Annotated in this window: 19 protein-coding genes and 1 pseudogene; 14 read left to right on the forward strand and 6 right to left on the reverse strand. The window is 43.5% G+C overall.

Translation table 11 applies throughout. The annotated features are described in order from the left end of the window. Nucleotides 1-153: 153 nt before the first annotated feature. The 3 genes from ACGTNI_RS16465 to ACGTNI_RS16475 all read right to left on the reverse strand — a co-directional run bounded on the left by ACGTNI_RS16465 (nt 154) and on the right by ACGTNI_RS16475 (nt 2,317). Entirely contained in the window at nt 154-777 is a 624-nt protein-coding gene (locus ACGTNI_RS16465) for a class I SAM-dependent methyltransferase (protein WP_394463786.1), read from the reverse strand. Between the two features lie 142 nt (nt 778-919). Next, nucleotides 920-1,219, reverse strand: coding sequence for a rhodanese-like domain-containing protein (locus ACGTNI_RS16470; protein ID WP_394463787.1), 300 nt, complete (start codon nt 1,217-1,219; stop codon nt 920-922). A gap of 96 nt (nt 1,220-1,315) precedes the next feature. Beyond that, entirely contained in the window at nt 1,316-2,317 is a 1,002-nt protein-coding gene (locus ACGTNI_RS16475; RefSeq protein ID WP_394463788.1) for a F510_1955 family glycosylhydrolase, read from the reverse strand. A 282-nt stretch (nt 2,318-2,599) separates the two neighbouring features. On the opposite strand from ACGTNI_RS16475, the gene ACGTNI_RS16480 reads away from it, so the two are divergent. Then, entirely contained in the window at nt 2,600-3,712 is a 1,113-nt protein-coding gene (locus ACGTNI_RS16480; protein ID WP_394463789.1) for a D-alanyl-D-alanine carboxypeptidase family protein, read from the forward strand. A gap of 161 nt (nt 3,713-3,873) precedes the next feature. Here the strand turns inward: ACGTNI_RS16480 and ACGTNI_RS16485 are convergent. Then, nucleotides 3,874-4,203 (reverse strand): annotated as a pseudogene (locus ACGTNI_RS16485) (four-helix bundle copper-binding protein). A 120-nt stretch (nt 4,204-4,323) separates the two neighbouring features. Between ACGTNI_RS16485 and ACGTNI_RS16490 the strand changes: the two are divergent. Both ACGTNI_RS16490 and ACGTNI_RS16495 read left to right on the forward strand, forming a co-directional pair. Then, on the forward strand, nt 4,324-5,262 hold the full coding sequence (locus ACGTNI_RS16490) for an RluA family pseudouridine synthase (protein ID WP_394463790.1): 939 nt from the start codon (nt 4,324-4,326) through the stop codon (nt 5,260-5,262). Between the two features lie 3 nt (nt 5,263-5,265). Further along, complete coding sequence (locus ACGTNI_RS16495) at nt 5,266-6,597, forward strand: CoA-disulfide reductase (protein ID WP_085505928.1); 1,332 nt, start codon at nt 5,266-5,268, stop codon at nt 6,595-6,597. Between the two features lie 36 nt (nt 6,598-6,633). Here the strand turns inward: ACGTNI_RS16495 and ACGTNI_RS16500 are convergent, their stop codons facing one another. Next, nucleotides 6,634-7,281, reverse strand: a complete 648-nt coding sequence (locus tag ACGTNI_RS16500; protein WP_085505927.1) for a haloacid dehalogenase type II — start codon at nt 7,279-7,281, stop codon at nt 6,634-6,636. Between the two features lie 181 nt (nt 7,282-7,462). Between ACGTNI_RS16500 and ACGTNI_RS16505 the strand changes: the two genes are divergently transcribed. Beyond that, nucleotides 7,463-8,353 (forward strand): COX15/CtaA family protein, encoded by an 891-nt coding sequence (locus ACGTNI_RS16505; protein WP_085505926.1) that lies wholly within the window; start codon nt 7,463-7,465, stop codon nt 8,351-8,353. 110 nt (nt 8,354-8,463) lie between these two features. Here the strand turns inward: ACGTNI_RS16505 and ACGTNI_RS16510 are convergent, their stop codons facing one another. Then, entirely contained in the window at nt 8,464-11,676 is a 3,213-nt protein-coding gene (locus ACGTNI_RS16510; protein WP_394463791.1) for a DEAD/DEAH box helicase, read from the reverse strand. 375 nt (nt 11,677-12,051) lie between these two features. Between ACGTNI_RS16510 and ACGTNI_RS16515 the strand changes: the two genes are divergently transcribed. From ACGTNI_RS16515 to bshB2, 10 genes are all read left to right on the forward strand, one after another. Further along, a complete protein-coding gene (locus tag ACGTNI_RS16515) occupies nt 12,052-13,119 on the forward strand; it encodes a multicopper oxidase domain-containing protein (protein WP_394463792.1) in 1,068 nt (355 codons plus the stop codon). Between the two features lie 75 nt (nt 13,120-13,194). Then, nucleotides 13,195-14,535, forward strand: a complete 1,341-nt coding sequence (locus ACGTNI_RS16520; protein ID WP_394463793.1) for a right-handed parallel beta-helix repeat-containing protein — start codon at nt 13,195-13,197, stop codon at nt 14,533-14,535. Further along, entirely contained in the window at nt 14,532-14,978 is a 447-nt protein-coding gene (locus ACGTNI_RS16525; RefSeq protein ID WP_394463794.1) for a nitrous oxide reductase accessory protein NosL, read from the forward strand. The genes ACGTNI_RS16520 and ACGTNI_RS16525 overlap by 4 nt, the downstream gene beginning before the upstream one ends. A 15-nt stretch (nt 14,979-14,993) precedes the next feature. Then, complete coding sequence (locus ACGTNI_RS16530) at nt 14,994-15,944, forward strand: ABC transporter permease (RefSeq protein WP_085505921.1); 951 nt, start codon at nt 14,994-14,996, stop codon at nt 15,942-15,944. Then, the gene (locus tag ACGTNI_RS16535) at nt 15,944-16,696 is read left to right on the forward strand and encodes an ABC transporter ATP-binding protein (RefSeq protein ID WP_085505920.1); all 753 of its coding nucleotides are present in this window, start codon (nt 15,944-15,946) and stop codon (nt 16,694-16,696) included. Before ACGTNI_RS16530 ends, ACGTNI_RS16535 begins: the two co-directional genes overlap by 1 nt. Nucleotides 16,697-16,919: 223 nt before the next feature. Next, a complete protein-coding gene (locus ACGTNI_RS16540) occupies nt 16,920-18,506 on the forward strand; it encodes a peptide chain release factor 3 (protein ID WP_394463795.1) in 1,587 nt (528 codons plus the stop codon). Nucleotides 18,507-18,705: 199 nt separating this feature from the next. Further along, complete coding sequence (uvrB, locus tag ACGTNI_RS16545) at nt 18,706-20,691, forward strand: excinuclease ABC subunit UvrB (protein ID WP_085505918.1); 1,986 nt, start codon at nt 18,706-18,708, stop codon at nt 20,689-20,691. Between the two features lie 6 nt (nt 20,692-20,697). After that, nucleotides 20,698-23,571, forward strand: coding sequence for an excinuclease ABC subunit UvrA (uvrA, locus tag ACGTNI_RS16550; RefSeq protein ID WP_085505917.1), 2,874 nt, complete (start codon nt 20,698-20,700; stop codon nt 23,569-23,571). Between the two features lie 75 nt (nt 23,572-23,646). Next, nucleotides 23,647-24,018 (forward strand): YojF family protein, encoded by a 372-nt coding sequence (locus ACGTNI_RS16555; protein WP_085505916.1) that lies wholly within the window; start codon nt 23,647-23,649, stop codon nt 24,016-24,018. Then, nucleotides 24,015-24,683, forward strand: a complete 669-nt coding sequence (bshB2, locus tag ACGTNI_RS16560) for a bacillithiol biosynthesis deacetylase BshB2 (protein ID WP_085505915.1) — start codon at nt 24,015-24,017, stop codon at nt 24,681-24,683. Before ACGTNI_RS16555 ends, bshB2 begins: the two co-directional genes overlap by 4 nt. The last annotated feature ends 587 nt before the right edge of the window (nt 24,684-25,270 follow it).

Genomic DNA, 25,270 nt, shown 5'->3' on the forward strand with positions numbered 1-25,270 from the left:
GATAACGATAGTTGATTACGAAGGCGTATATTCTCCTTTTGAATTAGGCGGGGAAAATGACAATCACCCACAATAAGGGTAGCTAATCGCTATATTGATTTTAAATGAAAAAGCTGAGCTGTACTCGACATTTGAAGGCAGCTCAGCTTTCATTTATTCATTCTCATTTTTATCAGGTGAGAGGATCAGGCGTCGCATGATTGAAGACATTAAGTAATCTTCTTTCACCACTTTTAAACCTGCCTGCTTAATATTGTCCATTGTTTTCCGATTGATATTGGCTCCGACGATATGGAGTCCGATTGGGTTCAGCACATCCATTGCTTTGCCTATCATTTCATTATCACTGCGCATATGTTCCAGCATGATGATTTTCCCCTTAGGCTTCGTCACCCGGCGTATTTCCTTTAAACCCTGGATTGGATCAGGGACAGAACAAAAGACACAGGTGGAGACCACCGTATCAAATGTATTATCAGCGAAATCCATTTGCTGGGCATCCATTTCCACAAGCTCAAACGAGGGAGGCAGATTATCTGCTTTTTCACGAGCTTTTTTTAACATCATGGGGCTGAAGTCAATCCCTGTGACTTCCACGTGATCTGGATAGTATTTAAGGTTAGCTCCAGTTCCAACGCCTACTTCTAACACTTTTCCACTCGCATGTTCCAACAGTTCTTTCCGCCATGTCTCCCGAATCATCCGATCCATCATATCAAATACACCAGAAATGCGGTTGTACCTTCGTTTAATCGTAGTTGTTTGCTTATTATCCATTATAAAAATTCCCCCTTTATAAGTACACTTCTTGATTAAGGCTAGTGGAATTATATGTAGTTTTGATAATGTGATGTATTTATATGATTTCTACCATGGGAAAAGCAAAAGAGCTGGCACAAGGCCAACTCTTTTATCATGGTTATTGAGTAACTTCACCATTCCATTCTTGCATGCCTCCGTCCAGCGTCTTTGCCTGGTAACCTTGTTCATTCAATAGGTCAGCGGCCTGGTCACTTCTTTTTCCGGAAGCACAAACGGTGATATACTCTTTATTTTGATTTAACTCATCCATCTTGTTTTCTACTTCATCTAATGGGATGTGAATGGCACCAGGAATCATACCTGCTTCCACTTCTTCTTCTGTCCGTACATCAAGCACCTCCACATCGTCCTGTTGACGTTTCTCTTCAGCTTCTGTCGGTTGTACTTTTGCTGCCATTTACAATACCTCCTTATCTAAGATGAAATATCTTGATATATAATAGGTATACCTCTTCGGGTAAAAAGAGAAACGTATTTTTATATGACATTTATATTACTCCGAAATCGTTTTACCTTGATCAAGAACCTGCTTCCAGTTCTCTCCCCCGTCTGTAGAGATGAAGGCATGATCTGTCTCCCCGTCACTGGAAAGAAGGGTGATTTCGTCTTCATTATCTGGATTTTTTACCACGTATAAGATGGCTTGGTTTCCGATTTCAGGCAAGGACAATGTTTCGGTTGTCGTATCTTTCAAGTTAATAGACTTCAGTTTGGGCTCAGAGGAATACGTCGCAAAGTATAAACGTTCTTCTTCAAAATATAATGCAGTACCCTGGATATTTTCTTGGACAGGTTCAAAAGTCTGTCCCCCGTCTTTACTGAGGTATATTCCATTTTGAGTAGAGGCAGCAACGACATTTTCATCTGTTGGGTGAACCGCCAAAGCGAACGGACTTGTGCTTATACCGGCAGCCTCAATGGCTTCCCACGTTTCACCATCATCAAGACTCCGATAGAAGCCAGCATCCAATTCAGAATTGGGCTGGATATTCATCAGGTAAACGGCGTGGTTTTTATAACCGACTCCCATCGTATGAAAATCACTTTCTCCTTCAAAGCCTAAATCTTCCAAGGTTTGACCGCCATCCGTGCTTCTCTTCAATCCAAGCGGGTTAGGAAGGTCGGAGTCTTCACCGGGATGCCCTGATGTGTAAAAGCCATTATCCACCGCTGTGAAACCCATATAATCATTAAATTGTTCTTTTGTTTCCAGCCAATCGCCATCTTGATAAAATTTCAGTCCGCTATGGGTGGCGAACGCCGTGCCGGTATCAGGTTGTATGTAGCCGATCCCATGAACATGATTGACAGTTCCCTCAAAAGACTGTAGGAAGGCAGATAGATCGCCAGTTTTCTCCTGGTTTTCCTGTTTGTCTGTTTTTTCTGTGTTCTCGTTCTGTGTTTCTGCATCTGGCTGGCTTTCCTCATTTTGACTGCATCCAGTCATGATAATTGCTGTGCTGATACTTGTTATAAGAATTAATTTTTTAATCATAAGAGCTCCTCCATGAAAAAACTTGACTGTCACCAAATTCTTATAGCGAAAGCCTTAGTTTTTATTTTACTTTATAACTTTGACAATTTTAATCTTTCTTAAGGAATAAAAAGATTCATACAGGGTAAATATAACTGGTTTATATCGAGATTTTGTGCAGAAAGAAAAAGTTTGCGCTATTAAGGAAGCTTCCTGCATCTTCCTTTTTCAATTAAGGAATCTTCGTTTATAATCAAGAAAGGAAAAAGTCAGACAACTATTAGACATGCTGGAGGAAACAAGATGATGAAACGGATTAAGGTTATATCAATGATTGTCCTATTACTGTCTGCCTTTACTCCACAGGCAGGTTTTGCAGAAAAAAGCGAAAACTTATCCATCCAAAGTGAGGCTGCTATTTTGATAGATGGGGAGAGCGGCCAAGTATTATATGAAAAAAATAGTGAAAAGAAGATGTACCCGGCAAGTATTACAAAAATCCTTACAGGTATCATTGCTATTGAACAAGGAAACCTGGAGGATAAAGTAATTATTAGTGAAGAGGCGAGAAATGCAGAAGGCACCAGGGTATATTTAAAAGAAGGAGAAGAAGTGCCGCTTAAGAAATTAGTTCAGGGACTGTTGATGAATTCAGGGAACGACGCAGGGGTGGCAATTGCAGAACACCTGGCAGGCAGTGTAGAAAACTTTACACAAGTGATGAATACTTTTGCTGAAGAAAAAACTGGCGCGAAGGATTCCAACTTCACTAATCCGCATGGGCTTTATGATGATAACCACTACGTTACGGCAGAGGATATGGCGAAGATCACAAAATACGCGATGAAAAATGAGACGTTTAAGGAAATTGTGGGCACAAAGGAGTTAGATTGGAAAGGCGAAGAATGGGAGACAACCATCATCAATCATAATCGTCTGCTCTGGAGATATGATGATGCTACCGGAGTAAAAACCGGCTGGGTTTCTAAATCAGGCCATACGCTGGTAGGATCCGCTGAACGTGATGGGATGGAATTAATCGCTGTAGTGCTGAAAGCAAACAATGCAGAACATGCTTATACGGAAGCCGGAAAATTATTTGACTATGGCTTTGAAAATTATGAAACTTCTTCCATTCCTGCTGGAAAGACATATAAGTCGAATGGAGAAGAGTATGAATTGCCAGAAACGCTGGCATATACTAAAGAAAATAATTCCGAGATTACGGAACAAGTAACAAGAAAGGGCTATTTATTAATTGAGTCTGACGATGAAATTCTGACGTCAGGTAAATTGGAAGTAGTACAAGCTTCAAATGGAGGGCCTGTAAAATTGGAAGAAAATGGTTCGGAAGATAATTCTTCCTGGAAGGATGCTATATTCCAGTGGTTTGCCAGTCTCTTTCCTTCAAAATAAACACAAAAAAGCTGTCATGAGAAAAGCGATAAACTTTTCACTGACAGCTTTTTTCATACTTTAAGAATGTTTAACTTTGTAAAAGGGTTAAAGTATAATAAACATTTAGGGATTTCGCCATAAGGACTTGGCGATAAGCCAAGTGTTTTTAAGTTATTGTATTATGCAATCAGCTTTTCACATTCATCTGCACACTTACGGCAAGCTTCAGCACATTTCTGGCAATGGTCGTGATCATGCTTCGCGCATTCCTCACCACAGTCACGGCATGCTTTGGCACATAATCAGGCAAGCTCTTGAACATAAGGGGTGTCACGGGTCAAGGATTGTTCGAACAGAGAGCAAATATCAGCACATTCTCGGTCAAGACGAATACATTCGGCCATTTCCTTCACGTGTTCTTCTCCTAGACAGGAAATGTAGCAATGGTTACATGACTCCATACATTCGTGCAACGTTTCTATTACTGTCGAATACTTTTCATGACTCATACAATTACCTCCTTTAGTATGTTACGTAGATAAAATAACCAGTTTCGAAAAAAATAAACAGGATTTCTGACAATTAAGAAAAAAGTTATATGTATTAAATAAGTAGAAAGTTGGTAGCTTATGCAAATGAAAAAAGCGGGAGAATGGTGTGAAATCATTGTCCCGGAAGAATGGAAAAACAAAAAGATCGAACAAATTTTAAAAGAAGATTTAAAGACTCCTAAAAAATTGCTCCATCAGTTACGGATGAATAAAGATGTAACAGTTCACGGTGAAACGGTGTCATGGTCAAGGGAACTTAAACGGGGAGATATCCTTCAAATACGACTGTTTCAAGAAGAAGAGTATGGGATTGTGCTGGACAACTCAGAGCTGGATGTCTTATTTGAAGATAATCATCTGCTTGTCGTGAATAAACCGGCGGGTATAGATACCCACCCGAATGAACATGGACAAACAGGGACCCTTGCGAATCGAGTAGCTTTTTATTTTCAGGAAAATAGGGTACTGACTAAGGTAAGGCATATTCATCGGCTGGATCGAGAAACGTCAGGTGCCGTGCTGTTTGCCAAGCATGCCTTGGCTGGAGCCACAATGGATCGTTATCTGGAGCAAAGAAAAATCAGCCGCACGTATCTTGCCATGGTACATGGGGAGATTAAACACAGAGAAGGAATGATAGACAAGCCGATAGGCAAAGATCGTCATCATCCGACAAGAAGACGAGTTTCACCAGGTGGTCAAAAGGCTGTGACTGAGTTTAAAGTTGTCAACTATGATACCCAGCAAAATGCCAGCCTTGTGAAGCTGAAACTTTACACTGGAAGGACGCATCAGATCCGTGTACATATGAGTCATATTGGTCACCCTGTTGCAGGAGATCGGCTGTATGGCAAAAAGAATGATGGTTATGATCGACAGGCGCTGCATGCGGCAAAAATATCTTTCCCCCATCCGATTACAGGGGAACAACTGACCAGTGTGGCACCCAGTGATGATTTGCCATTAATTTTACAAAAGGAAATTGATCGAATGACAGCTGATAATAGGAGGGATTAATAGATGAAATATGTCATTATAGGTGGAGATGCAGCCGGGATGAGTGCAGCCATGCAAATTGTACGGAACAGTGATGACCACGAAATCGTTACCCTTGAGAGGGGGAGCATTTATTCTTATGGACAGTGTGGATTGCCATATGCTATTAGCGGTGAAGTGGATTCGACTGATGATTTGATCGCCAGAACTCCGGAGACATTCCGGGAAAAGTATGGAATCGATGCAAGAACGAAGCACGAGGTTACCCGTGTTGATTGTGAACAAAAAATAATTCATGGTACCAATCTGGAGACAGATGAACCTTTTCAGGAAAGCTATGATCGATTATTGGTAGCGACCGGGGCCAGTCCTGTGTGTCCACCATGGGAAGGGGTGGAACTGCCGGGAGTTTATCAGTTGAAAACCATCCCTGATGCCGAGAGGATTATGGAGTATATGGGGAAAGAGATTAACAACGTGACGATCATCGGTGGAGGTTATATCGGACTGGAAATGGCAGAAAGCTTTGTCCACCTGAATAAAAATGTAAGAATTATCGAACGTGGAAGCCAGCTGGCTAAAATTTTCGATGAAGATATGGCTGCTCACATCCACGAAGAAGCAAAAAAGCAGCATATTCAATTAAATTTAGAAGAAAATGTCGAAGGGTTCGAGGGGACAGACAAGGTAGAAAAAGTTGTGACAGACAAGGGGTCCTATGACACGGACCTTGTGCTGGTTGCTGTAGGTGTAGCACCGAACACTTCTTTCTTAAGGGGGACTGGCATCTATTTGACTTTTAAGGATGCCATTCAAGTCAACGCTTATATGGAAACGAACATTAAGGATATATATGCGGCAGGTGACTGTGCTACGCAGTTCCACCGGATCAAGAAGAAAGATGACTACATTCCGCTTGGCACCCATGCTAATAAACAAGGCGGGATTGCAGGGTTGAATATGGCCGGTCGAACGAAAGCTTTCAAAGGAGTCGTAGGATCCTCAATCATCAAATTCTGTGATTTGAACCTGGGCAGGACTGGTATTTCTGAGTCAGAAGCTCAACAAATGAACATCCCCTGCCAGAGTGTAACCATTAAAGCGACCGATAGGGCAGGCTATTATCCGGGTTCAGAAAAAATGACACTGAAACTGACTTATCATAAGGAAAATCTGCAGGTCCTTGGTGTACAGATCATTGGTGGCAATGGTGTTGATAAACGGATAGATGTGTTAGCGACGGCCTTATTCCACGAAATGACAACAGAAGATCTGCTTGATCTTGACCTTTCCTATGCCCCTCCTTTTAACGGCGTATGGGATCCATTACAACGAGCTGCAAGAAAAGCGAAATAATGAAAGCCTCAGTCGAAGTGACTGGGGCTTCTGGTTTTATGATAATTCATTCAGGTCCTGGTAGATGAAGTCGGGCTGTATACCTAAGGAAGGCCACTTTTGCTGGCTTCTGTTTACCCAGGCGGTTGAGAATCCGTAGTTTTTAGCGCCTGCGATGTCCCAGGGATTGCTTGAAAGGAATAATACCTCTTTTGGTTCTGCTATTTCCAATTGTCGGTGGGCAAATGCGTACGCCTTTGGATCGGGCTTATATATCCCCGGTTCATCTGCGCTTAAAATAGAAAAAGTTTGATCAAGCCGATTATTTTTTAATAATGGAAGGAGCATATCGTTGGTACCATTCGAAAATATCGTCAACCGATGGTCAGGTAAATTTGTGGTAAGACGCTTCACCTCTTCAAACGGCTTTAAGTGCCGATAAGCTTCCATCAATTCTTCTAATGTACCCGTATCATATTCTGCCTGATTAAATTCTAAAGCGTCGATAAGGGCGTGTCGGGTAATTTGATCGAAGGGCTGATAACTATCGATCAGTTGGCGGATCATAAAATAATGCACTTGTCTTTTTCGCCATTCCTGGCTGACGTCATGGCCCTTCTCGGGGTAAACTTCTTCCAGCTTTTCCGTGACAGAATGAACATCAAACAAGGTACCATAAGCATCGAATACATAAGCTTTAAACATACAACATCCTCCTTTTGGTTAAAATTTACCCTTGAGTGATACGATAAAACAGTGGGTTCACAAAATGTTCATGGGCGAAATATGTCTAATTGCTTCTTATATGGTAGAATATCATGATATGATTCCTATAGTTATGTAATTGGTCATCGAGTTCATTCGACTGAAATAGAGGGATAAGCTGATGCGAAAATTTTCAATTTTTACCGTTATATTTACTTTTCTCGCTTTAATATTAGGCAACCTGGTCGTTGCCACAGAATCCGGAGATGCTTGTGGAACGGACTGGCCGTTCTGTAATGGCTCCCTGATACCAGTTTTTACTGATTATCACGTTGTGATTGAATATTCTCATCGAATTTTCACTACACTTCTGGGTGTTGTCATCTTGATTAACGCAGTTGGTGCCTTTATTACAAACCGTCAATCAAAAGCCGTACGCTGGTTATCTATGCTTAGTTTTGGGTTATTGATCTTCCAATCTGTAATAGGCGGTCTTAATGTATTATTAGGAACCCCTCCCGGCTTTTCTACATTTGATGTCATGTTCAGTCAGCTGCTCCTTGTGACGATGGTGTTGTTGAGCTACAGTCTGCATGAAAGGGAATCTCCAGTAGAGCCTCATCATAGGGATGCTGTTGCGATGAGTTATAAAGCTTTTACGGTAGGCTTCCTGTTTTATATTTTCCAAACTGTGCTGGGTGCTTTCTTCAAGCATAGTCGTGCATCCAATGTGATCTTGGATATCCCGGCCCATGAATATTTAATTACAAGCGAAAGTATCGCTAATGTGGTCTATTCCTTACATTGGGTGGCTACGGTCATCGTGTTTGTAGCTGCTTTATGGTTTTTGATTTATTCATCGAAATTCCGTTATCATCTCCCATTAGCCTGGGCCTATATGATTTTTATTGTATTGAATGCCGTAGTCGGCATTATGATTGTGGTAACAAAAAATACGGTCTTACTTTCATCCATCCATATGATTGTATCGACGCTTACCATGATGGTTGGAGCCAGTGTACTTGGGGGGTATTGGTTCAAACTGAAAAAACGTCCTATAAAGAAAGCCTGAACACTGCTGGGAAGTCGTTCAGTCATTAAAAAGCCTGGAGTAGTTAAATTACTCCAGGCTTTTCTTATATTTTTTTGGTTTTAGTAGGATTACATTCAAATAAAAGTGTTTTACATATCCAGAAGCTGGCGTATCTCGTCTTCTTTTAGGCTGGTCAGCATGGTTTCGCCTGGCTGTATAATCTGATCAACGAGGTCCCGTTTTTTCTGCTGCAGCTGGTGGATACGTTCTTCAATCGTGCCTTCTGCAAGCATCCGGATGACCTGGACGACCTTTTTTTGTCCGATACGATGGGCGCGGCCAGCCGCTTGTTCCTCTATTGCTGGATTCCACCATAAATCGTAAAGGATGACTGTGTCGGCTCCGGTAAGGTTCAGCCCGGTGCCCCCAGCTTTCAGGGAAATAAAGAAGACATCTTTTTCTCCAGCATTAAATCGGTCGACCTGTTCAAGGCGGTCTTCTGATTTAGTACTTCCATCCAAATAGAATGCCTCCACCCCCATCTGTTCCAGCTCGTTGTACATCATCTTCAACATACTGGAAAATTGAGAGAAAATGAGCAGGCGATGGCCTCCCTCTTTCAATTCGGTAACAAGCTCTTTCAATTGTGTCAGCTTGCCAGATTCACCCTGGTAGTTTTCGAGGAACAGCCCCGGATGACAGCAGATTTGCCGGAGTCGTGTCAATCCTGCCAGGATTTCCAGTTTACCGCGTTGGAACCCTTTCGTTGCAATCGTCTCTTTGACTTCCGACTGGATTTTTTCCAGATATGCCAGATAAACCTGTTTTTGTTCTGTCGTCAATTCGGAATACTGGTTCGTTTCGATTTTATCTGGCAGCTCCTCCAGCACATCTTTTTTCAGTCGCCTTAAGATGAAAGGACGAGTAATCTGGGCGATTTTTTCCGGTTTCATGGCAAGGAATTTTTTCTTATTTGTATAGAACCCAGGCATAATTGTTCGGAATATCGACCATAATTCGTTAAGCGAGTTTTCAATCGGTGTCCCGCTTAGAGCGAAGCGGTGGGTAGCTTTGATCGAACGTGTCGCCTGTGCGGTTTTGGTTTGTTCATTTTTAATTGCTTGTGCCTCATCCAAAATCATCGTATGGAACTTCTTATCGGAATAAACGGAAATATCCTGTCGCAATAACGGATACGAGGTAATGATAATATCGTTCTTTTCAGCAGCATCAAGCAGGCTTTGTCTGGTCTCTGGATCACCGGATATCGCCTGTGCTTTAAATGCGGAAGCAAATCGCTCGATTTCTTTTTTCCAGTTAAAAACAAGGGAGGCGGGTGCAACGATCAATGCTGGATCTTTCATATGCCCTTCTTGTTTTTCGGAAAGGAGAAAAGTAATACTCTGCAATGTTTTGCCCAATCCCATATCATCGGCAAGAATACCGCCCATCCGGTAGTTAGCCAGCGTTTTCATCCATCGGAACCCAGTCAATTGATAGTCACGTAAGTCAGCATCAAGATTGTCTGGTAGCGCGACTTCATAGGTGGAAGGATCCCGCAGACGGTGGAGCAAAGCATCAAAATCAGCGTTGCGTTCTTCGTTGGTGGTATGCAAAACTTCATCCACTTGCATACTCCTGGCTTGCGCTACCTGTACGTGGTTGGCATCGATATCTTCGGTTTCAAGCTCAAATTCATCCGCGAGCCTTCGAAATCTGTCAAAGGCTGGTGTGTCCAGTGCAAGTAATGCTCCTTCTGATAATTTATAATATCGTTTCTTTTCAATGACAGCTTTCATCACTTCGGAAATATCATCGGTTGTAATTCCATCCATGGAGAAGGCGATATCAAGCCAATTCCCCTCCTCAGACATTTCTATGGCAGGCACAAGTTCGGTTTCTGAAAACTTGAGCATATTGTTGACCGCCCCTGACAGGTAAACATCTGACAATTGTTTTAATCTTGGAAGCTGTTCTATAAGGAAGTAGAAAATTTCGTCTTCATCCGTCAGGTGGATATGTTCGCCATCAAACTTGAATTCGCTCATTTCAATGACATGCATAATAGCATTTTCCTCGGCGGTGTTCCTTTGAATGATCCTATCCCCTTCCGGTTCGGCAGCGAGAAAGGGACGCAGTTGATAATCACCGTAATTAAAGTATAAATCAGCAGTGAGGGCACCTTGATGAATATCGAGGTAGACTTCCGCTTTTAATGGTTCACGTACTACCGTTTCCTGAACCGGCCCGGCATAATAAACAGTGGCGATTTTTTCTAGCGCGGGCATTACTTCTGAGAGAACCGGTTCCATATATTTACGTGAAATCGTATGATTTCCGTTTGAACGATAAGGCAATACACTCATGATGTTTTCGTAAATAGACTTCTGCTGATCGGTAATTTTATAGAACTCCGCGTCACGGTACAGCAGGCTGTAGGTAGATAAATATACATACTGCTTCAAATCGGAAAGATGCAGCTGAAAGTTTTCTTCATCCTTTGTCACTTCAATGGTGAACGGAGGAAGTTCATCGTGCAGCGTCCATTGGTCATGATTGGCTTTTATCTCATGAAGACTGCTGTCGCGTTCAGCCAGTCTGTCCAGCAAAGCTTCGGCAAATGCAGGCGGAATGGTTAAACGCCGCTTTTCTACGGAGTGATTCCAGTACGAATCTTTATAGAACTGTTCCTGATGAACTATTTTTTGAAGCGTTTGAAAAATCTCCAGGTCCTTCTCCTCAAGGTGATGTTCTTCTGGCCGGTAGCTGAATTTATTGGTAATCGCATAAGGCTTATTCTCAAGAATATGCTCCAGCAACTCTCCTAAATCTTTAATGACATATAGATAATTATTGCCAAGCTTCATTTCCAGGCCAAGCATGTTTTTTCCCATCGCTGTTTGCAAATGAAGCTGATAATGGACGTTCAGAGTAACGCGCTCATTGAAAGACTGCTGCTCTGGAGACTGTTGCATGAATACTTCTGTTAATCGCTTAGAAAAATGGTCGCGATCGATCGGTAAAAATTGAGATTCGTATGTTTCCGTTTTAATATCCTTCAAGCCTGATTCCTTCAATGCATGATCCCTGATGGCCAGCAAGACAGCAGCTATATGTTTGCAACTGTAAAAACTGCTGTAAGCAGGGCATTCGCATTTTGCTTCCAGGTCGTCATCATCAAAGAAAAACACGCGTACTTCGTAGTCTTCGGTACCTGTAACGACTGCACGCCATGAATTAATCGCAGCGTTATGCGTTAATCCATGTACCTTTCTTCCGTTGTAATAACGAAGGCCTCTTGTATAAAAAGTATTGCCGGTGATTTTTTTGATATCCTTCGGTTCCAGTAAATATGACTGCATAATGAGCATCCTAACTGATTGCATTATTTACGTTCTATTATATCAGGGATGGCAAATCATTTCCCAGCTGGTTAGTGATAATTTGTTTCATTCTAAACAGGTGATAACTATTAATAAATAATTAGAATCACTATCTACAATTCATTCACAAGTACGCCATGAAGTATACACATTTTGACCTATTGTGCGTGATTCCTATCACACTGCCCAGGAGGTTATGAAGATAAAATGAAGGTGAAAAGATGAGGAAGCCAAGAGCCGACTAATTTCGAAACTTTTTGATTAAAAAAGTTTATTTTCGGCCTGCATCAATCATTATTCATCTCCTCTTCTTTTCAGGAAGAGGTCTTAAATAAAACTAGAGAGGTGAATGCAATGAAAAAGTTGGCAGTGTGGATCGGATTCCTTTTATTGCTAGGATTGTTTGCGGGCTGTGCCCAGTCAGGAGAAGACTCAGCAGAAAAAGGTGAAACAGATGCAGGTGGAAAAGTGGAAGCGGCATCGGGGGATGCAGTAGAGGCAATTGAACCGCATCAGGATTTGAACCAGGAACCTGTGCCATTGAAGGTAGAAAGAGTCGGAGAAAATGAAGTTAATGTCGAAATGACCGCTCAAATCACAGATATTGAAATTGAAAAGGACTATTTTTATAAGGCCTGGACGTTCAATGGGGAAGCTCCTGGACCGGTTGTCGTTGTAGAAGAAGGAGATATGATCAACTTCACCTTGAAAAATATGGACCCTGCTATCCCACACAGTATGGACTTTCATGCTGTTCATACCGCTCCATCGAAGAACTTCGCAAATGTCGAACCTGACGAAACAGGTACCTTCCGTTTTCCTGCCACGAAACCTGGGGTATTCATGTACCACTGCGGCACCAGCCCGATTTTGAGCCACATCGCAAACGGCATGCATGGAACGATTATCGTAAAACCAAAAGATGGCTATCCAAATGATGATGTGATCGATCGCGAATTCATCATGATTCAAAATGAATGGTATAAATATAACGATCTTGATGACTTTTCCAATGGGGAACCAAGCCAGGTTGTATTCTCTGTCAAATCTTTTGACGAAGATGGCCGCAATACCAATGGAGACACTTTCTCTTTGAAAGATGAACCGCTTCTCGCCAAAGTAGGGGACCGCATCCGGATGTATATTAACAACGTAGGACCAAATGAAGTAAGCTCCTTCCATGTTGTGGGGACGATTTTCGATGACGTCTATATGGATGGCAATCCATATAACCACTTCCAAGGATTGCAAACCGTGATGCTTCCAGCGAGTGGAGGTGCGGTAGTGGAATTCACGGTAACAGAGGAAGGAAGCTATCCGATTGTGACGCATCAGTTCAACCACGCTCAAAAGGGAGCGGTTGCTATTTTGAAGGTGACAGAAACAGGAGAAGATGACGGCAAAGCAACCATGAGTCATTAATAGGAAGGGCAGTGCGTGATATCAATACGCACTGCTCCTGTCGCTTGAAGGCAGAAAGTGAGGGGGTGTGTCCGGATGAGGGTGTTGCTCTTTTTGTTCCTTTTCCTCTGTCTGCAGCCATTTCCTGTCCTGGCAGATACCATTCATGTCTCCGTAAAAGACGACGTCCAATCCGTTTTGGATAACGCCACTTCAGGAGATGCCATCTATTTAGAGGAAGGAATCTATCAAGGCCCTTTTATCATCAATGAAACAGTTGCTATCAAAGGTGAAAAAGGCGTTCGAGTGGTGGGGGACAGTCAAGGGTTTGTGCTGAAGGTTATGGCAGATGACACAACTGTAGAAGGTCTGACTATAGAGCAAAGTGGCTCACAAAACCCGGGCATAGCAATAAAAGGAGATCGGGTTCAAGTGAAAGGAAACATTATAAAAGACGTATTCAATGGTATAGAGGTCAAGGATGCTTATGGTGCTGTCATAGAAAGTAACATCATACGCAGTTACACAGACGACCGTCATAAAGGGTTCGGCGTCTATCTCGTTGAAAGCCCGCATGCGGTGGTTAAAGGGAATGATCTATCCCATTTGCAGGATGGTGTCTATGTTTCCTTTTCTGATCTATGCCAAGTCACCGGTAATACGATTCAGAAGGCGCGTTACGGCGTTCATACAATGGATTCGACGAGCGTGGTAATAAACGATAATGAGGTGTTTGACAGCAGAAATGGCCTGATGATCATGCAAAGCTATGAAGTCCGCATTAAAGGAAACCATTTACATGATAATACCTTATTGGACGGTGCTGGGATTTTTATATTTGATACGTTTGATTCCCAGGTGAAAAATAATCGCATTGTTGCCAATCGTCGTGGCCTCTACCTGGAAAATGCGATTGCCAATGATCTATCTTTTAACGAAATATCTGGAAATCACTTGGGGCTGGAGGCGGGTGAAGCGTCCAAAGGAAATACGATCTACCTGAATAATTTCATAGCTAATAATCAGCAGGTGGCAGCTGCTGTTGATAGTGAAAATGATTTCTATTTAAGTGGGTATGGAAATTATTGGGATGACCAGCGTCATGTCAATTTTGATGATAGTCCAGTAGTTGAATTTGCATATAAGAGCGGAGATGCGTTCCATCACATGATTGCAGAGGAGCCATTATTACAGGCGTTTGCAGGAAGTCCTGCTATTGAGATGTGGAATACTGTGGAACATTTTACACCAATCCCTTCCGACACCTTCATCACAGATCCTTACCCATTGTCAGAACCGGTTCCAATGGACTTTTCCACACGGGAAACCACTCACGAGGCAGATCAGGCGATTATGTTAGTTCCTGCCTTATTTTTTCTATCTATGATAGTGGTGAGCGGTGGTTTGATCATCGGCTCGAGGAGGAGGAGAACATGAAAAAATGGCTGCTGTTCGTTTTATTACTCATTACTGCGGGGTGTGCGGTCGGAGAGGCTGCCGGCCCGGAAGAAATCAATACATCCGTTGACAGCTGTGCTTTATGTCATATGGGTATCAACGATGAGAAAGCTGCAAGCCAGGTCATCATGAAGGATGGCACACCCGAAAAATTTGATGATATCGGATGTATGCTCACCTTTATGAAGGGAAATGAAGTGGAGCAGGCCTTTGTCCGGGACTATCACTCACACCAGTGGCTAAAGCTGGATGATGCTTATATCGTCCAGGAAAATGGAATAGAAACTCCGATGAGTTACGGCTTTATTGCTTTTAAAGAAAAAGCGGATGCCGCGACATTCACACAAGAACATAACGGAGAAATATTCCAGGGCATGAAGGTGATGGAGGTCGAGCTGAAACGAATGAAGATGCATCACTAAAGCGGGGTGAAAGTGATGAAAGCTGCGAAGTTAATACCAATGATCCGGTATGAGTGGAAACTGCTGATGCGCAGCAAATGGCTTCTAAGCAGTATCTTATTATTTTTGCTTATGGCAATTTTATTCTATGCGTATGGGGTGAAGTCGACTTCCATGGATCCAGCCATGGTGAGTTATGGGTTGGAAGGTGTGGGCAGCGATATTGATACTGGAAATGTAGACCCTTCAATATACGGACTTGAGGAAATGCCTGCGGCAAATGAAGCTGGGGACAGCGTCATTACCGGTTTTAGTCGATCCGTAGCCCTTTTGATGAATGTAACGTTATGGATTGTGCCGATCATCACGCTGGTTATTGGAGTAACCTCGGTAACCGCTGACAAAGAGTCAGGTAGGCTTGCATTACTCAGGACCTACCGCGTACCGGGAGGTTATTACCTGATAAGTAAATATGTGGCCTTGTTTCTAAGTGTCTCTACGGCTACTGCCCTTTCTTATGGTTTGTTTGGAACAGGAATGGCTTTATTAGGGAAAATGCAGGGTGTGCAATTGTTTATGACCTTTCTTATATTGAATTTCTTATTGATCGGCGTTTTCGGGGCTCTTGCTGTCTTATTAGGAACTTGGAGCAATAATCGTATGCAGGGACTGAGCTTTGCTCTGGCGGCCTGGAGTTTCCTCCTGTTTGTCTATGAATTTCTTATTTTCTCTATTATTGAACATATCCCTTATGCGTATAAATTGTATAATCTCATCGTCATGATATTTTTGAACCCTGTCGAGTCGCTCCGAGTATGGGCAATTGATCAATTGAATGCTGCCTATGTTTTCGGGCCTCAGTTTCTATTAATCGAACAATGGGGAGACAGCGGCCTGCTGACGGTATTTTTGTTATCTTCGGTAGTTATTATCATAGGCCTAACACTTCTGGGCGCGCTGTTCAAGCTGAAATGGAGGTGGCAGTGATGGGGAGGAAATTACTGAATGCCAAAGATGTTTCTAAGCGATATGGAAAGAAACAAGTACTGAATCCAAGTGACTTTTATGTGGATGCTGGGGAGTGTGTCGTTCTTTGTGGAGGAAATGGAGCAGGAAAAAGCACCCTGATACGTGTGTTGACTGGTATTGAAAAAGCAAGCACAGGCAAGGTGGAATATCAAGCGGATCAAAGCAAATCATACGGATTTATGCCCGATCATATGGAATTTCCTGAAGAACTGAATTCCCTCGAAATTCTTAATTATTATCGTAGCTTTATCGATAAGAGAATTCAAAGGAATGTGGGAGAAGTTCTCCGTGAAGTGGGATTATGGGAGAAGCGGGATCAAAAAGTAGGTGCTTTCTCTAAAGGGATGATCCAGCGCCTTAATCTGGCCCAGGCCTTACTGGCTGATGTTGAACTTTATATATTTGACGAACCGACCAATGGGCTTGACCCGTTTTGGGTAATGGAGTTCAAGAATATGGTGAGATTATTGAAAAGTAAGGGTAAAACTGTACTGCTGACTAGTCATATCATGAGGGATGTGGTGGATATCGCTGACCGTGTCGTCCTGTTGTTTGATGGCAGAATTAAAGCGGATGATACACTTACTGGTTTATATCAGACATATCAATCCAATAACCTGGAAGAAGTTTTTTTGAAGATTATGGACAACGATCTTGCACCACCACCTGCCAGAGAGATACCGGAGTGGAATGGGCAGATGGCCGATTGATTTTCCACCGGTTTTGTGCTATTTTTCAAGATATGGAGTTGTCATACACAAAGCCGCTCCTGGCCATGAATGCAGGGTGCGGCTTTTTTGCTTTCCATAATATTATGGAAAGATTTATTTATGCGAGGAATAATAATATGGAGTTGAAAAGACCGATGTGATTTTATATCCTGCCTGATAAACGAATGAAAATTATAGAGAAGATAAATTGGAGGATATAAATATGAGTATCAATGAAGAAATGAATAAACGGCGTACTTTCGCTATCATCTCTCACCCGGATGCGGGTAAAACCACGTTGACTGAAAAATTATTAGTCTTCGGTAATCTGATTCGCTCCGCTGGTACAGTAAAAGGAAAAAAATCCGGCAAGTTCGCTACTTCTGACTGGATGGAAATTGAAAAGCAGCGGGGAATTTCTGTAACGTCCAGTGTAATGAACTTCCCATATCGGGATTATCAGGTAAATATTCTCGATACCCCGGGCCACGAAGATTTCAGTGAAGATACGTACCGTACATTGACAGCCGTGGACAGCGTGGTGATGATTATTGATGCCACCAAAGGGATTGAAGCTCAAACCTTGAAACTGTTTAAGGTTTGTAAAATGCGGGGAATTCCAATCTTCACTTTTATTAATAAACTGGACCGTGAAGGTCGGGAGCCGTTTGAATTGATGGAAGAAATCGAGGAAGTTCTCGATATTGAAACGTATCCGATGACATGGCCGGCAGGTATGGGCAAGCGGTTCCTTGGTGTATTTGACCGGCATCATGAACAATTCATCGCGTATAGCGGCAACGAGGAAGAAACATATATTCCTTATTCGGAATTGGAAAAACCGGAACACCAGGATTTAGTCGAACACCCTACCTATCAGGAAACCCTAGAAGAATTGATGCTGCTTGATGAAGCGGGAGACGAATTCAGTATGGAAAAAGTGATGCGTGGAGAACAGACACCTGTTTTCTTCGGCAGCGCGTTAGCGCCGTTTGGAGTAGAAGGCTTTTTCGATACATTCATCGACATGGCCCCTGCCCCGGCACCGCGCCGTTCCACAGAAGGTATCGTGTCACCAGACGACCCGGAGTTTTCTGGATTCATTTTCAAAATCCAGGCCAACATGAATCCCCAGCATCGAGACCGAGTCGCTTTCGTACGGATATGTTCCGGAAAGTTTGAGCGAGGGATGAACGTAACCCTGGGACGTACGGGAAAAACTTTTAAGCTGGCACAGTCTCAGCAATTTGTCGCTTCCTCCAGAGGAACAATAGAGGAAGCTTATGCCGGCGACATTATTGGTATCTATGACCCGAATGTCTACCGGATCGGCGATACAATTTTAACGGGAAAAACCAACTTTGAATATGACGAACTGCCGCAGTTCCCGCCGGAAGAATTCAAAAAAGTTACCGCAAAGAACGTCATGAAATCAAAACAGTTCAAAAAAGGGATTGAGCAGCTCGTCCAGGAAGGCGCCATTCAGTTGTTCAAGCGTTATCGCTTTGAGGATTACATCCTTGGAGCCGTTGGTCAATTACAATATGATGTTTTCGAATACCGGATGAAAAACGAATATAATGTTGAAGTCGAACTTCAGCCTCTGGGAGAGCGGATTCCACGCTGGCTTAAAGAAGATCAGGTGGATGAATCCCTGTTCGACGAACGAAATATGCTTGTCCAGGACCGGGAAGGGAACCCGCTAGTTTTATTCAAAAACGATTTCTCCCTGCGCTGGTTCCAGGATAAAAACCCTAATGTCGATCTGATTGATTTGTTTGAAGTGAATCAGTACGATCAATCGTATTAATAAAGAAAAGAAGCGATACCCGAAACTAGGGTTTCGCTTCTTTTTGTGTAAGGAATGAATTTTTTAGTCAAAAAAACTAATATAAAGTTAGAAATATGTTCCAAAGACATTTTAATCGAATATTTGTTCGTATTCATGTTAGAATTGTATAATATTGTGGTAAACTAGTGTTGTATATTCAAGGAACGGAGGTTGCTTTGTGAAGAACGAGAACAAATTCGAGCTTGTTTCACAGTATCAACCAGAAGGGGATCAACCCCATGCAATTAAAGAACTGGTAGAACGGATCAACCAGGGGGAGAAGCATCTTACTTTACTTGGTGCGACAGGTACCGGGAAGACGTTCACCATGTCGAATGTGATTCAGCAAGTGAACAAGCCGACGCTTATCATTGCTCATAACAAGACGTTGGCTGGTCAATTATATAGTGAATTCAAAGAGTTTTTTCCGAATAATGCGGTCGAGTATTTTGTCAGTTATTATGACTACTATCAACCGGAGGCGTATGTGCCGTCTTCGGACACTTTTATTGAAAAGGATGCCAGCATCAACGATGAAATCGATAAACTGCGCCACTCTGCGACATCTGCCTTATTTGAGCGGAATGATGTCATCATTGTGGCTAGTGTTTCGTGTATCTATGGTTTAGGTAATCCGGATGAATACCGCAGCCAGGTGCTCTCCATCCGTACAGATATGGAAAAAGAACGCGATGAATTGCTTCGTGATCTGGTCGATATTCAGTATGCACGGAACGATATTGATTTCCAGCGCGGTACGTTCCGTGTCCGCGGTGACTCGGTGGAAATCATACCGGCATCCCGGGAAGAGCATGCCATCCGGGTCGAGTTTTTTGGTGATGAAATCGATCGGATTCGTGAAATCGATGTATTGACCGGGGAAATAATTGGCGACCGGGAACATGTAGCCATTTTCCCGGCATCCCACTTCGTAACCCGTGAAGAGAAAATGAAAATTGCTATTAAAAATATCGAAAAGGAATTAGAACAGCAGCTGAAGAAGTTCCGGGAGGAGAACAAATTACTGGAAGCCCAGCGCCTGGAACAGCGGACGAACTATGATTTGGAAATGATGCAGGAAATGGGTTTCTGTTCCGGTATCGAAAATTATTCCCGCCACCTGACGTTGCGAGAAGAAGGGGCGACCCCCTATACATTAATCGACTATTTCCCGGAAGATTTTCTTGTGATGGTAGATGAGTCTCATGTGACGCTTCCGCAGGTTCGCGGAATGTATAACGGGGACAGGGCTCGGAAGCAGGTCCTTGTCGACCACGGATTCCGTTTGCCATCGGCGCTTGATAACCGTCCTCTCAGGTTTGAAGAATTTGAAAGTAAAGTAAACCAAAGCATGTATGTATCAGCTACTCCTGGTCCCTATGAGCTTGAACATACACCGAAAATGGTCGAGCAGATCATCCGTCCGACAGGCCTGCTTGATCCGGAAATTGAAGTGCGGCCGATCAAAGGCCAGATTGATGACTTGATTGGTGAAATCAATAAGCGTATCGATAAGGACGAGCGGGTATTGGTTACTACCCTTACAAAAAAGATGTCGGAAGACCTGACGGATTATTTGAAGGAGCTTGGGATCAAAGTAGCTTACCTGCATTCGGAAATCAAAACATTGGAACGAATTGAAATCATTCGTGATCTGCGACTGGGAAAATATGATGTTCTTGTAGGGATCAACCTGCTTCGTGAAGGACTTGATATTCCGGAAGTTTCCCTTGTTGCTATCCTTGATGCAGATAAAGAAGGCTTTCTGCGTTCCCATCGTTCACTCGTCCAGACGTCAGGACGAGCGGCGCGTAATGAAAACGGCCGTGTTATCATGTATGCCGATAAAATTACCGACTCCATGGGCATGGCAATGGAAGAAACGCAGCGACGAAGAGAAAAGCAGATCGCTTTCAACGAAGAACATGGGATTACACCAACTACGATTAAAAAAGAAGTGCGAGATGTCATCCGCGCGACCATGGCTGCTGAAGATGAAGAAAACTATGAAACCACACCGAAGCCAAAAGAGATGACAAAGAAAGAGCGGGAAAAGATGATCGAGAATATGGAAAAAGAAATGAAGAAAGCAGCTCGCGATCTCGATTTCGAACGAGCCGCCGAGCTTCGTGACGTACTTCTGGAACTTAAAGCGGAAGGATGATGGCATATGGCCAGCAAATCAATAAGTATCAAAGGGGCAAGAGCCCATAACCTTAAGAATATCGATGTAGAAATTCCTAAAAATAAACTTGTCGTTTTGACTGGTTTGTCAGGGTCAGGGAAGTCTTCCCTGGCCTTTGATACCGTCTATGCCGAGGGGCAGCGCCGTTACGTCGAGTCTCTATCTGCCTATGCGCGTCAGTTCCTTGGACAGATGGACAAACCTGATGTCGATGCCATCGAAGGTTTGTCCCCTGCAATTTCGATTGACCAGAAAACGACAAGCCGAAACCCAAGATCGACTGTTGGAACAGTGACAGAGATTTATGACTATTTACGTTTGTTATTCGCTCGTATCGGACGGCCGACCTGTCCGAAACATAACATCGAAATTAGTTCCCAGACGGTCCAGCAGATGGTTGATCGGATCATGGAATATGAACACCGCACAAAACTGCAAATTATGGCTCCAGTCGTTTCCGGAAAAAAGGGCGAACATGTAAAAGTATTCGAAAACTTACAGCAAGAAGGGTACGTACGTCTGCGTGTGGACGGGGAAATGCGCGAGATTTCCGAGGAATTCAATTTAGATAAAAATAAAAAACATTCCATTGAAGTAGTCATCGACCGGATTGTCGTAAAAGAGGGCATCGCATCCCGCCTGTCTGATTCACTTGAAACAGCACTTCGCCTCGGCGATGGCCAAGTGATTGTCGATGTGATTGGGGAGGAAGAATTGTTGTTCAGCGAACATCATGCCTGCCCGATTTGTGGATTTTCCATTGGTGAATTGGAACCACGCATGTTTTCTTTCAATAGTCCTTTCGGTGCCTGCCAGCGCTGTGACGGGCTTGGAACACAGCTGGAAGTAGACATGGACCTCGTGATTCCGGACTGGACGAAGACACTTCGGGAACACGCAATTACAGCCTGGGAACCGACAAGTTCTCAATATTATCCGCAACTACTGGAAAGCGTCTGCACTCATTATGGCATCGATATGGATGTCCCTGTTAAAGATATTCCGAAACATCAAATGGACAAAATCCTTCATGGCAGTGGAAAAGAGAAAGTCTATTTCCGTTATGAAAATGATTTCGGCAGGGTGCGGGAAAATAAAATCTATTTTGAAGGTGTATTAAATAACATTGCCCGCCGTTATAAGGAAACCACCTCCGATTGGGTTCGGGAGCAAATGGAAAAGTACATGGCACAGAAGCCATGTCCGAAGTGTAAAGGACACCGCTTGAAAGAAGAAGCGTTGTCTGTGCTGATCAACGGCAAGCATATCGGCCATACTGTCGATTTTGCAGTAACAGAAGCAAAAGATTTCTTCGAGAGGCTCGAGCTTACCGAGAAAGAAGAGAAAATCGCCCGGATGATCTTAAAAGAAATTTGTGAGCGATTAACGTTTCTTATCAATGTCGGTCTTGATTATTTGACGCTGTCCCGTTCTGCCGGTACGCTTTCCGGCGGGGAAGCACAACGGATTCGTCTGGCCACACAAATCGGCTCTGCATTGACTGGGGTATTATATGTACTTGATGAGCCTTCGATCGGCCTGCATCAACGTGATAATGACCGGCTGATCTCTACCTTACAGCGGATGCGCGACCTTGATAACACACTGATTGTAGTGGAGCATGACGAAGATACCATGCTTGCTGCCGATCATTTGATTGATATTGGTCCGGGTGCCGGTGTCCACGGGGGAGAGATTGTTTCCCAAGGGACCCCGAAACAGGTAATGCGGGACCGTAAGTCATTGACCGGGCAATATTTATCCGGGAAAAAATTCATCCCGCTCCCCTATGAACGAAGAAAGCCGGACGGCCGTTATCTGGAAATCAAAAAAGCAGAAGAGAACAATTTGAAAAAAGTCGACGCAAAAATACCTCTCGGACTCTTTACAGCTGTTACAGGCGTATCCGGTTCAGGAAAAAGTACGTTGATCAATGAAATTTTATATAAATCGCTGGCGATGAAACTGAACCGGGCCAAGCATAAGCCTGGCAAGCATAAAGAGCTAAAAGGTGTGGAGCACTTGGAAAAGGTGATCGACATCGACCAGTCACCGATTGGGCGTACGCCACGTTCCAATCCGGCGACTTATACTGGTGTCTTTGATGACATTCGTGATGTTTTTGCCCAGACCAATGAGGCGAAAATCCGCGGTTATAAAAAAGGACGTTTCAGTTTCAATGTAAAAGGCGGACGTTGTGAAGCATGCCGGGGCGATGGAATTATAAAAATCGAAATGCACTTCCTGCCTGATGTCTATGTACCATGTGAAGTATGTCATGGCAAACGCTATAACCGGGAAACACTGGAAGTTAAATATAAAGGAAAAAATATTGCCGACGTTCTGGATATGACAATTGAAGTAGCGCTCGACTTTTTCTCCAACATTCCGAAAATCCGCCGTAAGCTTCAAACTATTTTTGATGTCGGACTAGGCTATGTCAAGCTGGGTCAGCCGGCGACAACCTTGTCAGGCGGGGAAGCGCAGCGTGTCAAGCTGGCAAGTGAGCTACACCGTCGCTCGACCGGTAAATCGTTCTATATCCTGGACGAGCCGACGACCGGTCTTCATGTTGATGATATCGCACGACTCCTGGAGGTATTGCAGCGGCTGGTCGACAATGGTGATTCTGTTTTGATCATCGAACATAATCTCGATGTTATTAAAGCAGCCGACCATATTCTTGACCTCGGTCCAGAAGGCGGGGATAAGGGTGGCCAAGTCATCGCTACAGGAACTCCGGAACAAGTAGCTGACAACGAGAAGTCTCATACTGGCCATTACTTAAAACCAATTCTTGAACGTGATAGAGAACGTATGGAAAATAAGATTAAGGAAAAAGAGAAAGTCGCGAAATAAGTACATCTTTTGACGCAGGTGAGGATATTGAGTATCGTTGAACGAGAGATAGTTTGACGGGAGGAGTCTTGCCTAATGGAAGCAATTGTAAAAGAAAAAGTGCAGCAAGTGATTGATCAATTAGCGGAAAAAGAAGTCTATGTTCACTTGGAAACTACAAATGGCGCATATGCCAGTCATTTTGATGAAAATGCATATAATGTCGGTGCTTTTATCCGTAATGCCAAGGTTAAATATGAGCACGGAAAAATAGTTGGAACTGGCGGTGCATATCGTGTCGGACTGAAGCTCAATTTAGGATGGGTTTATGCGGAAGGGGTAACAGACTATGAAGTCGATGATCAAGGGCGGCTCTTGATGGCAGGGCACGATCGGGAAGGGCGCTTGATGGTAGCCTTGCAAATCAGCGAAAAGCCATTCTCCCATGAAAGTGTGGCCCAATCATGAGCAGCCAGGAACATGTAGTAGTTATTTATCCCCATCCGGATGATGAATCCTTTGGGGCGGCAGGCACCATTGCAAGCTACCGGGAAAAAGGGATTCCAGTCACTTATCTTTGTGGGACATTAGGAGAAATGGGCCGTAATATGGGTAACCCTGTATTTGCGAACCGGGAGACATTGTCCAGTTTCCGTAAACAAGAATTATTGAAAGCCTGTAAAGCATTGGATGTCGATGTCCGCATGCTTGGATACCGGGATAAGACATTGGAATTCGAACAAATGGATCAGGTAGCCGGGCATATCCAGTCGATTCTGGAAGAAATCAATCCGACATTGGTCATTACCCACTATCCGGGTTACGCGGTTCACCCGGATCATAACGCGCTTGGAGCAGCGGTAATAGAAGCTGTCAGCAATATCAAGGATTCTCAGCGCCCGGAACTATGGGTACAGGCTATTGCGACTAACTATGAAAAAGACCTGGGTGAACCACACATCAGGCATGATGTTAAACCCTACTGGGACAAAAAGATGGCCGCTATTGAAACGCATCTTTCCCAGGCTTCAGGTATGATGAGTCTGATTAAGGAAAAACCCGACTTCAATGAGAACGAGGAATTAGAACATCTGCGCTACGAACGTTTTTACCGTTGGAATTTCACGGATTGAATACTTCCAGAAAAGCACCTCATGCCAGCAATCTTGAGGTGCTTTTTCGTTCTCTTCAATGCAGGGGTTCTTCTTAATTAAAGCTCCCAATTGCTGAAGACTCAGTTTCGAGACTTTTGATTGCGATTATGGTGGCCGGGAAAACGGATCGCTTTCCGTGGGCATGTGGTGAGCTTCCTCAGGCTTCGCCTTGCGGGATCTCACCGCTCATGTTCATCCCACAGGAGTCTCACCGTTTTCCCAACCACCATATGTTTGTTAGAGTCTCGAAACTTCTATCAAGAATAGCGAGCTTATGGAACAGAAAGTACGATCAGATTAGCATTGTAATAGGATACTCTTCACAAAATAGAGCTGTACTTTCCAAGCGTGATTTCGAGTATTTTATATGGCGAGGGGCGTGGGGGAAGGGTGAGACTCCCGCGGGAGAAGGAGCAAGGCGAGACCCCGCAAGGCTTGCTAAAGTGCCCCCCAATCGTTGGACACTTATCCAACCTAAGGGGGTAATTATCTTGAAAACATTTACGAAAGAAGAAAAACACCAGGCTGTTCATCGCTATCTAAACGAGATGATAAGCTATAACGAA

Origin of the sequence: Thalassobacillus sp. B23F22_16, assembly GCF_043496955.1 — a bacterium.
Classification (GTDB): domain Bacteria; phylum Bacillota; class Bacilli; order Bacillales; family Halobacillaceae; genus Thalassobacillus; species Thalassobacillus devorans_A.